The following is a 14,761-nucleotide window of genomic DNA, read 5'->3' as shown; positions in this document are numbered from 1 at the left end:
TTCCCTCCAGAGACATTCCACAACGAGGTAGGAATCATGGATCACAGCAGCACTGCCGGCGCAGCCGCTTCACGCACTAAGGCGCCAACAAAGACCCGCTGGTACAAACAGCTGTACTTCTGGGTACTGACCGCAATCGTCATCGGCATCCTGGTGGGGTGGCTGGCTCCAGCGGCCGGCATCGCCATGGAACCGATCGGCACCACGTTCGTTGATGCCATGAAGATGCTCATCGGCCCCATCGTATTCCTGACCATCGTGGGTGGCATCGCGAGTGTTGCCGACCTGAAAAAGGTGGGGATGACGGGTCTGAAGGCCCTGACCTACTTCCAGATCGGCACCATTTGCGCCATGGTTTTCGGTCTCGTGGCCATCAACATCTTCCGTCTGGGTGACGGCGTCAACGCGGATGCCAGCACCATCCAGACCTCGGACTCGGCCGCCAAGCTGATCGACGCAGGGCAGCACCAGGAATGGTGGCAGTTCCTCACGCACATCATTCCGGAGAGCATGGTCTCGCCCTTCGTTGAAGGCAACATTCTGCAGATCATCTTCATCGCGGTTGTTTTCGGCATCGCCCTGAATGCCATGGGCAAGGTGGGGGCGCCTGTGCTGGATGGTATTCAGCGGCTCACCAGCGTGATGTTCAAGATCCTGGGCTTCATCATGAAAGCCGCCCCGCTGGGCGCATTCGGTGCCATGGCCTACGCCGTGGGCAAGTACGGTGTCTCCTCGCTCACCAGCATGGGTGGACTGATCGCGCTGTTCTACGTCACCTCAATCCTGTTCGTGGTGATTGTCCTTGGCTCCGTCATGGCGTTCCTCAAGCTGAACATCTTCACCATGATCCGACACCTTAAAGAGGAGTACATGCTCATCCTGGGCACCTCCACTGCTGAACCCGCCTTACCTGGGCTGATGCGCAAACTGGAGCACGCCGGGGTGAAGAAGGAAACGGTGGGCCTGGTTGTCCCCACGGGATACAGCTTCAACCTGGACGGCGCCGCCATTTACCTGTCCCTCGCAGCCCTCTACATCGCCCAAGCCACCAACACGGATCTCACCATCGGGCAGCAGCTGGGACTTCTGGCAGTCATGCTGCTGACGTCCAAGGGCGCTGCAGGAGTGGCAGGTGGCGGATTCATTGCTCTTACCGCCACGCTCACCACCCTCGGCACCATCCCCGCCGCCGGCATCATGCTCATCTTCGGCATCGACAAGTTCATGTCCGAATGCCGCGCACTGGTCAACTTCACCGGCAACGCCGTCGCCACCCTCTTCATCGCCTGGTGGGACCGCACCTTGGACGCAGACCGCGCCCGCCGCGTCTTCGCCGGCGAAACCGTGGAGCCCATGCCCTCCGAGGACCCCATCCATCTGGACGAAGTCACTGACATCGATGACGACTTAACCGAGTACGGACACCATGGCCCCAAGCACCCCACCGCCCAGAGCGGCTCACCGGACGAGGGGCCATCCAGGCACACCTCCCCATCCGACCGCCGCCCCGCCTACTCGGAGACCGTCTGACATGACCACCACCGTTCTTATTGCTCCCGACAAATTCAAGGGCAGCCTGACCGCCAGCGAGGTGGCCGAGGCCCTGGCTGAAGGGCTCCGCTCCGCGGGATCGCACGGCAACGGGACGGTCCACTGCGAGATCCTTCCCCTCGCAGACGGAGGTGATGGCAGCGTGGACGCCGCCATCACCTCCGGCTTCGGCCTCCACAGCTGCACCGTTGCTGGCCCCACCGGGCAGCCCGTCCGCGCGACTGTTGCTTTCGACGGCATCACGGCCGTTGTGGAGGTCGCCAACACCTGCGGATTGGCCGTCCTCCCCGGAGCTGTTCTGGAGCCGATGGACGCGTCAAGCCGCGGTTTCGGCGAAGCTGTCCTGTTCGCGTTGGGGCTTGGGGCATCCCGGGTTGTTTTGGCGTTGGGTGGTAGCTCCAGCACCGACGGCGGCATGGGCATGCTCACCGTTTTGGGCCTGCAGTTCCTCGACCTCGCCGGGCATGTACTGGACGGCTCCGGCCGCTCGCTGTCCCAGGTTCACTCGGTGACCGGCTCGCTGGTCCCGGAACTTGCCGGCGTCGAACTCATCCTCGCCAGCGATGTCCACAACCCGCTCTGCGGCCCCATCGGCGCAGCTGCCGTTTTCGGCCCTCAGAAGGGGGCCACTTCCGCCGACGTTTCAACGCTCGACGCCGGATTGGCCCACTTTGCCTCGAAGCTCGCCGATTCAGGGGTTCTCCCGGCCGACGCTGTGGATCTGGCTCACCACCCTGGTTCCGGCAGCGCCGGAGGTATCGGCTTCGCGTGCCTGCTGCTCGGCGCGAAGCAGGTTTCCGGCGCAGACTATTTCCTGGACCTCCTGGACTTCGACGCCCGCAAGGAGGCCTGCGTTGTGGTTATCACCGGCGAAGGCAGCATCGACGAACAGACGCTGGCAGGGAAGCTGCCGGCCGCCGTCGCCCGCCGTTCCGGCACCCGGCAAGTCATCGCCGTCGCGGGTCGCTCGCTCCTGGCTCGGGAACAGTGGGCCGGGATGTCCCTGGAGTCGGTGTACGCATTGACTGACTACACAGACAGCGACTCCTCCAAGGACCCAGAGTTGTCAGGCGATTTGCTCCGGCAGATCGGGCGGGAGATTGGGGAGCGTGTGCTGGGGCGGGCCCGGGTCTGAGGCTCAGTAAGTCGTTAATCCATTCGGTGTATTATTGGGGGCTGGTCCGCTTTCTCCGTGCGGCCGACTCGTCTCCCGACTCACTCCGAGGAGCTTCCGTGAGCCATCCCCACCATGCAACGGAACAAAAAGATCCGGCCTATCCCCACCCAGCCCCGGGCCGCGACGCCGCCCGGGCTTGGCTGATTGGCCTCCTCGCCGGAGCTCTTGGGCTGGCCCCTTGGTGGATCACCGGCGCCAGACTCCCCGTACAGAACCTGTGGGCGACCCAGGCTATGCCGGATCAGATGCCCCTCGGATTGCTGCCGCTGAGCCAATACGAACTGACAACCATCGTCGCGCTCCTCACTGTGGGCGGCGCAGCAGCCGGCTTCGCCGTCCGCATTTGGTCACCCGCCCGCCGTCGGCTCGTCACCTGGTGCGCAGTAGGCGGCGTTTTCAGTGTCCAGCTCCTCGCCACGGCCCAGTCATTCTTGGTACTGAACCAGGGCCTCGCCCCCGGGAGCACGTCCGGCCTCTACTTCGGTGGGCTTTTGGCCGGCGTCATCGCTTCCATGATTGCAGCGCTGGTCGCCTTGGTGCTGATCGCTTCCAGGTCAACGGTCGCGACCACTATCGGATGTGGGCTCATGGCGGTCCCTCTCACATCCTGGGCCGTCGAATGGGTAGTCGGCGTGGTGGGATACATCAACGTACCCACTGCCGTGCCGACAATTGCCCGATGGGTGCCCGCGGTCCTGGTGGGCTGTGCCCTGGCCGGGTGCGGGCTCCGGCCTGCCCGACGAATAGTGGCTTGGGTTCTCAACCTTGCGTTCCTGTGGGCGATTCCGGCCCTGTTCATATCCGTGCAGTACGTCCTGGGGACCCGGGTACTGGCCGGAGACCTCCAGGAGATGCTGCTGATGAGCAGGCAAATCCTCGCAGCAACGCTCGGCCCGGATGGAGGGGCTTTGCCCACCCTGGTGGTGGCATTGGCCATCGGCCTGGTGGGGGTTGGAGCGCGTGCCCTCGCCTCACGCAGGGGCTTGGAGGGAGGTCCACGGGCACTCCCGGACTAACGGGTTGGAACGTCAAATACAGATAGTGTTATCTCGGCTGGCAACCGCCTGGCTTTCAAAAGTAAGACCCGATGGGGGAATAGAGTGAAAAAGTTTGCGCTGCAGAGCGTCGGTATTTCGGCAATGGTAATGATGGCATTGACCGCTTGCGGAGGATCAACCGGGTCCACAGATGCCGCTTCGCCGGAAGCTACGGCGTCGCCCTCGCCAACAGCCGCGAAGCAATACACCAACGACGAACTGGTTGAGTTGGTCAAGCAGATCAAGCCCAAGTCCGGCAAGGAATTGACCGTCGCTTCCAGCGAAGAACTCGCCCAAGAGAATCCCATGAAGGCACTCATGAGCATGTTCACCATCGAACCAGCCGAGTGCAAGGATCTTGCAACTCTGGGAGGCAGTGAGACCCTCGCCGGTTCAACCACGGCTGCCGGCGCCGACTTGGACGCTGCATCGGGCGTGATGACCATGGTGACCTTGACGTCCGGGCTCGATAAGCAGAAGCTCCAGGACAGCATCGACAAGAACGGTGTCCAGGCCGAGAAGTGCGCGACGATGACACTGTCCATGTCCGGTCAATCCATGAACGTCGCCACTGAAAAGTTCGACGGCATCAACACGGTCCCCGGTACTGTGGCCTACAAAACCGAAATGTCCACGGCCAGCGGTTCGGCACAAACCACCTACATGGCCTACGCCATCAAGGATGGGGTACTGATTTCCGCCACGGCATCCGGCAAAGGCGCTGAAGCCAACGGTGTAGCCACGGCAGGAGACCTCATGGAGCAGGCCGCCGCACTGATCAAATAGCAGTCCAGCACGCTCAAGGCCGCGACCCCCGCTGGGGGTCGCGGCCTTCGCTGTCTCCTTTCTGGGCGGTACTGCTATGCCGTGTAGTGAAGGCTGGTCAGAAGCGAGCGGAGATTGCTGTACTGCTCGGATTCCATCCAACTGGCCGCGCTTTCCGGGGACATGGTGACGTCGATGTGGGCCATTGCTTGGGCTACACCGTTGCCCATGATGAGGAAGCTGTTGGCCGAGTGGCTCTCTGGGCCTTCGGTCATGAAGGCTTCGGTCACGACGCCCATGAAGTAACGGGTGGTGGACGGATCGAAGGGGTAGTCGTCCTTGAACATGGCGAAGTACGAGGCACCATCGCGGCTGTCGAATGATGTGAGCTTCTGGGAGTCCAGGATGGTCCGGTTCACCGGGCCTGCGATGTTGCCTCCGGTAGCACCACTGGTGATGCGGGCAACGTTGTCCCCGGCCGCGTTGTAAATGTTGGCGATGAGCGAGTTCTCTTTGCCTCCCGGAAGTTCAGCCAGCTCGTTGTAGTCGCCCTGCTCGATCTCCGCGCTCCAACCCGCCGGCAGTTCAAACGAAATATGCCCATCCGGGAATGTATAGCTGCCGGTCTGCGGAGTTGCCGGAAGCAGTGGTGCAACCGGGGTTACCACAGGTGCAAGGGACGGAGCGGTGGCCACAGGAGCCGGCGCCGCAGGTTTGGCCGCCGTGGTGGGAGTTGTCGTGGTGGGAGTTGTCGGCACAGGAACGGGCGCCGGGCTCACAGGCGTGGCGATAACCGGAGCGGCCTGTGTTGGTGCCGGCACGGAGATCCGGACAGGCTCACTGACACCAGCCGGGGCACCGGCCCCTGTTGAGGGGAGGATTTCTTCCACCGGTTCGGCAGACGGCTGGGAGGAGGTCAGGAATTCCTCCGATGCCACAGACGTGATCGAAGTACCGGCATCCGGTCCTGTCGGTGAGCAAGCGGTGAGAGTGAGCGCGAGCGCAAGCACAGCGAGAGTTACATACTTTGCGTGATTGGACCGGTGGCACGTCATGGTCTGGGTTCCTTCCCCCTTGGATGGTCGAGCAGAACAGCTGCTCGACTATGTAGTTTCCGGGACAGGACCATTGATTACAGCGGGGACAAAAAACTTTTCCAAAGAGCGGGATTATCTGCTCCTTACCCTTCACATTTCAACCGTTGTCCCTCGTTGAGCCGCGGGGTAGGGTGACCGGACCGTCCACCCACATCGCCGTCTGGACAACTCTGGGAGAAACCATGACACATGTGAGACGTCAGTTGGCTGCTGTCACGGCAGCCTTGGCACTAACCGCAACAAGCGGCGCGATGGCCAGTCCGGCCTTCGCCGATCCCCGTGAAACCGAGAAGAACGCCACGGCCACCGGCTACGGAGGTGCCGTGAGTACCGTGGATCCCGAGGCCTCGGCCGCTGCCATCGAGGTCCTGAAGAAGGGTGGCAATGCAGCAGACGCAGCTGTCGCAGCCGCAGCAACCCTGGGTGTCACCGAGCCTTACAGCGCCGGCATTGGCGGCGGCGGCTACTTCGTTTTCTATGACGCCAAGACCAAACAAGTGGGCACCATCGACGGGCGTGAAACCGCTCCGGCGGGCATTCCGAACGATGCGTTCATCAACCCCGCCACCAACAAGCCGTACAACTTCACGCCCGACCTTGTGACCAGTGGTGTCTCAGTGGGTGTCCCCGGTACGCCGGCCACGTGGGAGCGCGCGCTGGAGCGCTGGGGGACGTTGGACTTGGGTGAGGCGCTGAAGCCCGCCATCAAGGTGGCCAACCGCGGCTTCGTGGTGGACCAGACCTTCCGCCAGCAAACCTTGGACAACGAGGTCCGTTTCGATGCGTTTACTTCCACCAGGGACCTGTTCCTTCCCGGTGGTGACGCTCCCGCCGTCGGAAGTGTCTTCAAGAACCACGACCTCGCGGCGACGTATCGGCTCCTGGCCAAGGAGGGCACCGATGCCTTCTATGGCGGCGCTTTGGCGGAGGAAATCGCCAAGACCGTGCAGGCTCCGCCGAAGACCAAGGAAACTAAACTTCCTGTCCCGGTGGGGTTCATGACCACCGAGGACCTAGCCAATTACAAAGTCCTGGACCAGGACGCCACCAAAGTGGAGTACCGGGGCTACGACGTTTACGGCATGGCTCCTTCCAGCAGTGGCGGAACCACGGTAGGCGAAGCGCTGAACATCCTGGAAAACTACGACCTCAAGGGCATGAAACCGGTGGGTGCCCTGCACCATTACTTCGAGGCGAGCTCGCTTGCCTTCGCGGACCGCGGCGCGTATGTGGGCGATCCCGCCTTCGTCAATGTGCCCACCAAAACGCTGCTGGACCCCGTCTTCGCGAAGGAACGGTCCTGCGAAATTAGCCCGACGGCGGCAGCCGCCAAGCCTGTAGCCCCCGGCAACATCCAAACGTACGACGGCGCGTGCCCGGCCGCCGCGGCACCGCTCGCCAATGAATCGGACACCGAGAACATATCCACAACGAACCTGACTGTTGCGGACAAGTGGGGAAACGTTGTGGAGTACACGCTCACGATCGAGCAGACCGGGGGTTCGGGAATTGTTGTTCCGGGGCGGGGCTTCCTGCTGAACAACGAGCTAACGGATTTCAGCACGGTCTACGACCCGAAGGATCCCAACCGGATTGAGCCCAACAAGCGCCCGCGTTCGTCGATGTCGCCGACCATCATTTTGAAGGATCAGAAGCCGTTCCTTGCCTTGGGCTCCCCCGGCGGGTCCACCATTATCACCACGGTGCTGCAGACCATCCTGAACCGCATTGATATGGGGATGACAGTGTCTCAGGCCCTCGCCGCGCCGCGAGCTGCGCCCCGGAATGGTGCCACTGTCAGTTCCGAGCCCGCCTTCATTGAAGCCTATGGACCGGCCTTGGAGTCGCTGGGGCATGACCTGGTTCCGGCCGGGGACGCGTTCACCTCGGCTGCAGAGATTGGTGCCGCAACGGCGATCGAATTCGGGAGCGACGGAAAGTTGACCGCGGCCGCAGAGCCCACCAGACGGGGCGGTGGGTCTGCAATTGTGGTCAAACCGGTCAAACCTGGCAGGTAAGCGGGCGTCAGTAGCCAGGTAAGAGGCCGCGAACCGTCGCTTGCAGCTTGGCCAGTCCAGCATCTTCCTGGGTGCTGACTGCGAACTTGAGCAGACCCCGGCAGGCCAGCCCCGCGTCCGTCAGCTCACCACTCATCAGGAAATCAAACAGTTCGTCACTCGGAAGGAGACGCACAAAGCCCGCCTCGGAGACGTCCCACGATGGGTCGCCAACCAGGCGGGCTTCTGCTGCGATGGCCAAGTGCTTACGCCGGGAGGAGTTGGCGGACCACCACTCGGATCCTGCGTAGTAGACAGCTGACGATTCGTAGCCTGTTTCCTCTTTCAGCTCGCGTTGGGCTGCTGCGCGGGGGGCTTCACCGGAATTCACGTACCCGCCAGGCAGTTCCAGCAACGTCCTTCCCGGCCCTACGCGAAACTGCTCAAACAGGACAACGTCCGAGCCGCCCTCTGTGAAGGCCAGGACTGCGGCCGAGTCAGGGCCGGCAATCACGTCCCATTCGGAGACAGAGCCATCGGCTTCCAGATACGTGTCCCTATTAACGGTGACAAAGCCCTTGTAGGCCCGGGTACTCCACAGTTTGCGCCACAATTCGTCCGGCTCGGTCAAGATGGGCGGTTGTTCTTGAGCTCCCGGCTGTATCTCCACACCATGACCAACGATGCAGCCGCGACGATGATTCCAGAGACCATGGACCATGGAGATTGGCCTGAAGATGAGATGAAGATTGAGACGGCATAGGCGGCCAGCACCAAGGCCAGCAACAGCCATACCAGTGGTTTGCGATTCACGAATGTATTCCTTAATGAGATGGATGAACTGTCAGGCCAGATCGCGCTTCAGGAAAGCTCCGAAAGCTATTGCTGTGATTACTAGAAGCCAGCCCACAGCGCCTATGAAAGAGCCCAAGGCCGGTATGTTGACAGCTGTTTGGTTTGCCCAGTCGGTGGCCAGGACTGGGAAGTACTGAAGCTGCGGCCCCATCAGCATTCCGGGAAGCAGCAGGCTAAGGGGCACGGCGAAGAGGCTCACCAGGTGATTGCGGATGAGGGATCCGGACAGGAAGCCCCAGCCTGCTCCCATCCAGGCCAGGCCGGCGAAGGCCAGGATAGTGGGCGGGCGCACGTGCCATTCCTCATCCAACACCTGCACGGCAAGGCCAAATATCAGGCCCATGACGAGACCGCTGAGGAACCCCGTCAGAGTTGTGGCCATTGCCCGGGCGAGGAACGCCGGGCATCGCTGGAACAGCAAGACCCGCCGTCTGAGGCCTCCGGTGCGGTAGTCCGCAGTAAATGCGAACGAACCCACCACTGCGGACCCCGTCAGCGTGAGCGTCAAAGCGGCTTCGAGCAAGGGACCCTGGAGCTCTGCCAGCGAGACCCCATCCTCAAGACAGGCAGCAAAGAGCAGCAGGGCTATGAAGCCCAGAACCAGGATGGTTCCCAGTGCCCACCCCTTCCACAGCCATGGGCGCCGCAGTTCAGACAGGAAAGCCGGCACCACGCTAAAGCTCCTTTCCGCGGAGGGACCACACTGCACCGCAGCCTGCTGCGAGCAGCCAACCAAGAGACACGAACACGGCCGGCGCAGGGTCAAGGAGGCCCTCGAATGGCACGGATGAGATGCCAGCCAACGCGCCGGACGGAAGCCATCGGGCCAGGTCGGGAGCGTTCACCATCAAGGGCAGTTCGACGGCGAGCGGAATCACCAAAGTGAGGATCGTCGTCGCGTAGTAGTGCTGAAATACCCAGCCGAGCGAGCAACCCCAAAGTGAAGCGAGAACCGAAGCCAGTAGCACCCCTGGCAATCTTCCAAGAGATTCGGGTGCCAGGAGCTGCCAGGCCACGTCCGGTGGCAGCGATAAAGCGATGCTCGCGCCCCACACCCCGATTCCTGTGATGACAGTTCCAAGTCCCACAAGCACCGCGGCAATGTATTTACTGACCATCACAGTGGCCATGCCGGACGTCACTACACTGCGCCGAAGCGTCCCGTAATACGCTTCCCTGGTTACCAAGTAGCTCCCTGCAAATGCTGCCACCGGTGCGATGCTCGCTGAGAGCGACCAAAAGATGCGGATGTTGTCCGCCGCCGTCAGAACGCCGGGGTCATAGGGCCATCCGAGGAAGTTGGCCACGAACCAGGGAACCACCGCGCTGAATGCCACGATGCCCAGAATGGAATACCCGCTGACGTATCTGAGGAGCTCGGACTTGACCCCACCTGTCACTTCCTCCAGGGCGCCTCTGGTCACTGGGTGCCCGCCAGGACTGGTCACTGGGCGCCCGCCAGGATCTTGAAGTAGGCGGCTTCAAGGCTGCCACCACCACGCGCTTTGGCCTCTCCGAGGGTTCCGCGGAACAGGACCTTTTGTTTGAGGATGACTACCTGGTCAGCCACCTGCTCCAGTTCCATCAGTTGGTGACTTGAAACCAGTGCGCTCCCACCAGCAGCGGCAAACTCGCGCAGGAAGCGTCGCAGCCACTGAATGCCTTCCGGGTCCAGGCCATTGGCTGGCTCGTCAAGGACAAGCAACTGGGGATTCCCCACCAGCGCAGAGGCAATCCCCAGCCGTTGCCGCATGCCCAGCGAGTAGTCCCGGACCTTCTTGTTTGCTTCGCGCGCAAGATCCACCTGCACCAGCACCCGGTCCACGTTCTCCCGGTGGACCCCGGCAGCGAGTTGATGGATCTGCAAGTGCCGGCGTCCCGTCAGCCCGGGTTCAATGTCCATCCCGTCCAGGTTCACCCCCACCTTTCTGGACGGCCTCCTAAGGGACCGGTAGTCGACACCAAAAACCGATGCTCTGCCGGACGTCGCTTCCACCAGACCCGTAAGACCGGCGAGCGCAGTGCTCTTCCCGGCACCGTTGGGGCCGATCAGTCCCACCACCCGGCCCGCAGGCACGTCGAAGGTCAGCTCTTCGACGGCAAAATATGCGCCCCTCTTCTTGCTGAACCGCTCAAAGCTGGCGTGAATAGTCATGGCTGCCCTTTCGTGGAATCTGTGGATTGCCCGGCCTGACCCGGCCATAGGGGTGACGTGGTGATCGACGTCCAGAGCCACTCCCCCAGGCTCGTCTGGTGCTTACTGGCCACTTCCGCCCGCCCGGAGGACGAGAGGTTTGTCCCTGATTCGAGCTCTGCAACCAAGGCAACGGACGGCAGGCTGTCACCCGCCAGCGCCACGGGCACCAGAGTGTCCAGGGGCGCCATGGAGTTCGACGGCGGCTGGCCAGTGATGGTGGCCCGGCCCAGATTCTCGTGAATGATCATTCCCTGCGACTGCAACGTGACGTGATCGCCGGATGACAGGGTCCCGTTGGAGCCCTGGACCGGCGTCACGATCTTCAATTGACCGCTCTGATAGGTGTAGCCAGCCACCGTCACCGGCCTCACGGGGATAACGGCCAAGAGCGCTGCGGCGGCCACCACCCCAAGTGACACCACAAGGGCTCGCCGCCAGAGTGGACTTCCATTTACTGCGGCCGCCCGAAAGAACCGGAGCACTCCCCTGCATGCCAACACCATCAGCAGGCAAAGGACAGCGAGGACAATGAGATGCCCTGCATAGCCCAGCTGCAGAAAGATGGGCAAGAGCCGCTGGAACCCGACCACCATGAAGGCAATTCCGGCAACAAAGCTGGCCAGCCCAAACCACGGAAGAAAGCCGGTGCTGCGGAAAGTGCTTTGGGTTCCGAGAAGCCGGAAGCTGACCACCTCTGACAGTGCCTCCAGCGATTTCTTCCGGAGGTGGGGAATGTCCATGGCAGACATGAGAGCCACGTAGCCATCCAATTTGATGAAGGGGAACAGGTTAAGCACTGCCACGGCATAGCAAATAACCGCATAGAGGACAGCGGCGTCCTTCACCGATGACTCCGGAAGCAGCGCTTGGGCAGCGAAAACCAGACTCCCAAGACCAACGTGCACCAACGGTCCTGCGAGGGCCACCAGCACCCGTTGCTTTCTGGAGCCCAGCCGCCACCCATCCGTCACATCGCAGAAGAAGGCGGGAGAAAGGTAGAACAGCATGATTCCCACACGGCGGGGTGTGCCGCCAAAGTAAGTGAGCGCCATGCCGTGACCAAGTTCGTGGAGAAGCGTGGATACGAACATCGCCGCCACCACATACAGGTACGCCTCCACTGGCAGGGGCGTTGAGAGGACCCGCCACATACTGGGACCGGCAATGACCGCCCCCACCAATCCGCCGAGCAGAAGCAACATTGCCACGGCAGCCGTGGCGGGCCGGGCCATGGCCGCAACCAGGGGCCGGAGGAATTGCAGGATCGGAGCAGGGTTGAACAGTGTGAATTGCACCGTCAAGGGTGCCCTGAACTGAACCCGGCGCATCCTGGTTGGCCGCGCACCGGCGTCGAATATTCCGGTGTGCGCCAACTGGCGGACAATCCCCATGACGTCCTGTGCCGTCCATGGCGATCCGAGGATGTGGGCGACCTGGACGGGATCCTTCTGCCCGTCAACCGTTGTAAGGACACTCGCGACGTCGGCGGAGACCCGTGCTTTCGGCACACCGTTGACGGCAACAATCCACGGACCGCCGTCCTTCAGAGGCTGGTCGATGGACGCCGACGGAGAAAGCTGCACGGGCCAAGCCGCCGCCGGGGCGTTGGTGGATACGGAACCTCTGACCCTGCTCATATCAAGGGATGCGGCGTGGAAGAGTGACCCGGGAGGAAGGCGCCTTTAGTCTCGTCCATTGTCAGAGGAATGGTGCCCGGACAGATCGCCTTGCCGGCAACCCACCCCATGTCCCGAATGGCCGGAGGAAGCCTGTGGGTGAGGCTCACCCAGTGTGTGTGGATGTCCCTTGCCGCCAGATACCCCACCAGGCCGTCTACGTCGCGGGGCATTTGAACGTCGGGAAACTCCGCGTCACGGAAGGAACGCACCCACTCGCGCAGCCCGGCAATCGCTGGCGTGGTGGTCCAGAAGTCCGCGCGGGAATCGTCGTCCGTCACAGCCGGGCCAGCCGACTCGGACGGTGTGCGGGAAAGGAATAGTTCACGGATCTGGAGGCCTTCCTGAAGAGCTCCCAGCAACGCGGATACCGGGTTGCTGGCCGCTTTGAGGCCCACCGCCCCGAAGTGGGTGTCATGGGCGATCACGCACACAGCTGTTACCAGCGGGCTTCCATCAGGGGGAATGAAGCCCAAAACAGGATCGACGCCGGCAGCCTTGGCCGTTTCAAGGAGCAGGCAAAGGCTCTGCGCCTCCGACGTTGCCCGCAAAGGTACAGGAAGGGCAGTCGCGTCGAAACGATGCAGCGGTGTCTGTTGGCGCCAGGCTGACAGGAACGCGTCCCGCTCCAAAACTTCCGCGATGCCTGCGGCCTGGGCAAAGCTCTCAGTGGGCCCGGAGGCCGCACCATTCGGTGACGGATCGAAGAAGGCGTCCCATGGTTTCGGTTCTGCGCGGCCGGGACAGTAGTCCACCACAGGCGCCGGTATGTGGGTAACCTTCCCCGTCAGCAGGTTTGTGGCCCTGTACCAAGGAAATTCGTAGGCGAGCGCCGATCCCCGTCCCAGCCCTGCCGTGGCAAAGTCGATCCTTTTGTCCAAACTCTCCGCACGGGCAAGAAGGTGCTGGGAATCAGCGGGCACCGGAGCCAACGCAAACCGTTCCACGGCTTCCCCCGCACCCCGTGTGATGGAGGCGCGCTTCTTGACGTCAAAGGCCCCGACGGCGGAGGCGAACCCGGGCTGCGGGACCTGTCCATGTGCCAGCAAGCCAACCGTTCGCCATAATCCAACCTCGTTGGGTAGATAGACAGAAGATTCGGACACCAGGCCCAGCGAGGGATCGAGTGTCCGCACGGGATCGAGGCTCATGCCGCGCACACCCACAGCTCAACGTCGTTCAGGCCAGGGGTTTGGGTGGCGATGCGGACCGGACGGCGTTCCAGGATGGTGAGGCCTTCAGCCTTGATTTCCTCTTCAATGAGGCTGTTGCTAACAAAAGCGATGTCACTGCTGTACGCCGAGGACCGGTATGTGCCGCCTTCGCCGAAGCTGACGTGGATCATAGTGACGTGCCGGGCACCGTTCGCGGGGTCGCGGCTTTCGGTGGTGATCAGGAACGAGTCTTCACCGAACGCCGCTACTGAGGTGCCGCCGTCGTCGTCGTGCGCCTGGTGGCTGTCTGCGTTGAGGACCGTCAGGAGGAACTGGCCGCCGGGCGCCAAGCAGCCGCGCACCTTGCGGAACAGGTCCCGTCTGCCCTTCGGATCAAGGAGGGTAATGGAACTGGCACCGAGAACCACGCAACCGTATCCGCCGTCGAGCTCGAAGCTGGCCATGTCAGCCTCCATCAACTCCACCGAAGCGCCGCGGGGGTTGAAGGCTTTGCTTGCCACCTTCACTTTGAGCAGCGCGAGCATTTCAGGCGACGAGTCCACCGCTGTGAGAGGACGTCCCAGGGCAAGGAGGGGACGCGTGATCCGGCCGGATCCAGCGGCCAGTTCCAGGATGGGTCCGGCAGTTTTGCGGGCCGCTGTCAGGATCTCGGGTAGTTCAGTGAGATCGTTGGCGGTGACTTGGTCGTAGAGGCGGGAGCCTGGAACGCTGTAGAGATCCTCGGGTGGATCTACGTGGCCCAGCACCCGCAGAATGGCGTCGGCGGTCTTATCGGTTGCAGTATTCATCAGCTCGTGTTCTCCGGGAGATTGATTGGGTTCCGGGGGTACACGCGGGTGGCGGTGGACTGTGGCACCACCCGCGTGCACTGGCTAAGTGGCGGCGATTCCGACGACGATGCCAGCGATGATGATGACGTCACCAACCCGGATGTACCACGGTGTATCGTCCGGGGTGTCGAGGTTCTCCAGCTCTTCGATGGACAGCTGCAGGTTCGAGTTTGCGATCATTGGTTCCTCCTTTCTTTGCTGTTGTTTGGACGGTGTATTTGGACGGTGGGCGTGGACAGCCCTTACGTGATGCTGACGGCGATGATGCCGATTGCGACTCCTTGGGAGACCCCGATGAACCAGTTCTGGAAATCCGGGGTGTCCATCGACTCGATCTCCTGGATGGAGATATTGAGCTGATTTTGCATGCGCTTTTCACCTCCCTTCACTGCTGCTTGAGTGGC

16 protein-coding genes are annotated in these 14,761 nt (G+C 62.2%); 5 read left to right on the top strand and 11 right to left on the bottom strand.

All coding sequences use genetic code 11. From position 1 onward, the window contains the following. Window positions 1-36: 36 nt before the first annotated feature. The 4 genes from dctA (at window position 37) to BMY91_RS14980 (ending at window position 4,551) form a co-directional block, all read left to right on the top strand. Window positions 37-1,530 (top strand): C4-dicarboxylate transporter DctA, encoded by a 1,494-nt coding sequence (gene dctA, locus BMY91_RS14995; protein ID WP_090823253.1) that lies wholly within the window; start codon window positions 37-39, stop codon window positions 1,528-1,530. 1 nt (window position 1,531) lies between these two features. Next, window positions 1,532-2,686, top strand: coding sequence for a glycerate kinase (locus BMY91_RS14990; RefSeq protein WP_090823250.1), 1,155 nt, complete (start codon window positions 1,532-1,534; stop codon window positions 2,684-2,686). 98 nt (window positions 2,687-2,784) lie between these two features. Further along, window positions 2,785-3,744: a hypothetical protein gene (locus BMY91_RS14985; RefSeq protein WP_256212761.1), complete on the top strand. Its 960-nt coding sequence runs from the start codon at window positions 2,785-2,787 to the stop codon at window positions 3,742-3,744. A gap of 129 nt (window positions 3,745-3,873) precedes the next feature. Further along, on the top strand, window positions 3,874-4,551 hold the full coding sequence (locus tag BMY91_RS14980) for a hypothetical protein (protein ID WP_143054077.1): 678 nt from the start codon (window positions 3,874-3,876) through the stop codon (window positions 4,549-4,551). 74 nt (window positions 4,552-4,625) lie between these two features. Here the strand turns inward: BMY91_RS14980 and BMY91_RS14975 are convergent, their stop codons facing one another. Further along, a complete protein-coding gene (locus BMY91_RS14975; RefSeq protein ID WP_256212760.1) occupies window positions 4,626-5,585 on the bottom strand; it encodes a hypothetical protein in 960 nt (319 codons plus the stop codon). 224 nt (window positions 5,586-5,809) lie between these two features. Between BMY91_RS14975 and ggt the strand changes: the two genes are divergently transcribed. After that, a complete protein-coding gene (ggt, locus tag BMY91_RS14970; RefSeq protein WP_090823500.1) occupies window positions 5,810-7,645 on the top strand; it encodes a gamma-glutamyltransferase in 1,836 nt (611 codons plus the stop codon). Window positions 7,646-7,652: 7 nt separating this feature from the next. Here ggt and BMY91_RS14965 read toward each other — a convergent pair whose 3' ends face one another. From BMY91_RS14965 to BMY91_RS23500, 10 genes are all read right to left on the bottom strand, one after another. Then, the gene (locus tag BMY91_RS14965) at window positions 7,653-8,255 is read right to left on the bottom strand and encodes an NUDIX hydrolase (protein ID WP_177179928.1); all 603 of its coding nucleotides are present in this window, start codon (window positions 8,253-8,255) and stop codon (window positions 7,653-7,655) included. After that, a complete protein-coding gene (locus BMY91_RS23155; protein WP_175538644.1) occupies window positions 8,252-8,437 on the bottom strand; it encodes a SoxR reducing system RseC family protein in 186 nt (61 codons plus the stop codon). Before BMY91_RS23155 ends, BMY91_RS14965 begins: the two co-directional genes overlap by 4 nt. Window positions 8,438-8,468: 31 nt before the next feature. After that, window positions 8,469-9,152 carry a hypothetical protein gene (locus BMY91_RS14960; protein ID WP_090823244.1) on the bottom strand — a complete coding sequence of 228 codons (684 nt, stop codon included), beginning with the start codon at window positions 9,150-9,152 and terminating at the stop codon, window positions 8,469-8,471. Between the two features lies 1 nt (window position 9,153). Further along, a complete protein-coding gene (locus BMY91_RS14955) occupies window positions 9,154-9,903 on the bottom strand; it encodes a hypothetical protein (protein WP_256212759.1) in 750 nt (249 codons plus the stop codon). Between the two features lie 20 nt (window positions 9,904-9,923). Continuing rightward, the gene (locus BMY91_RS14950; RefSeq protein ID WP_090823241.1) at window positions 9,924-10,634 is read right to left on the bottom strand and encodes an ABC transporter ATP-binding protein; all 711 of its coding nucleotides are present in this window, start codon (window positions 10,632-10,634) and stop codon (window positions 9,924-9,926) included. Continuing rightward, complete coding sequence (mpaP, locus tag BMY91_RS14945) at window positions 10,631-12,313, bottom strand: daptide biosynthesis intramembrane metalloprotease (protein ID WP_090823239.1); 1,683 nt, start codon at window positions 12,311-12,313, stop codon at window positions 10,631-10,633. Before mpaP ends, BMY91_RS14950 begins: the two co-directional genes overlap by 4 nt. Next, entirely contained in the window at window positions 12,310-13,503 is a 1,194-nt protein-coding gene (locus BMY91_RS14940) for a YcaO-like family protein (protein ID WP_090823498.1), read from the bottom strand. The genes mpaP and BMY91_RS14940 overlap by 4 nt, the downstream gene beginning before the upstream one ends. After that, entirely contained in the window at window positions 13,500-14,315 is an 816-nt protein-coding gene (gene mpaM, locus BMY91_RS14935) for a daptide-type RiPP biosynthesis methyltransferase (RefSeq protein WP_090823237.1), read from the bottom strand. The genes BMY91_RS14940 and mpaM overlap by 4 nt, the downstream gene beginning before the upstream one ends. A gap of 84 nt (window positions 14,316-14,399) precedes the next feature. After that, entirely contained in the window at window positions 14,400-14,537 is a 138-nt protein-coding gene (locus BMY91_RS23150) for a daptide-type RiPP (protein WP_166660325.1), read from the bottom strand. A 62-nt stretch (window positions 14,538-14,599) separates the two neighbouring features. Beyond that, window positions 14,600-14,725, bottom strand: coding sequence for a daptide-type RiPP (locus BMY91_RS23500; RefSeq protein ID WP_256212758.1), 126 nt, complete (start codon window positions 14,723-14,725; stop codon window positions 14,600-14,602). Window positions 14,726-14,761 lie beyond the last annotated feature (36 nt).

Origin of the sequence: Arthrobacter sp. yr096, assembly GCF_900108925.1 — a bacterium.
Classification (GTDB): Bacteria; Actinomycetota; Actinomycetes; order Actinomycetales; family Micrococcaceae; genus Arthrobacter.
The sequence above is the reverse complement of the archived record's forward strand: the minus strand, read 5'-3'. Positions and strand labels throughout refer to the sequence as shown.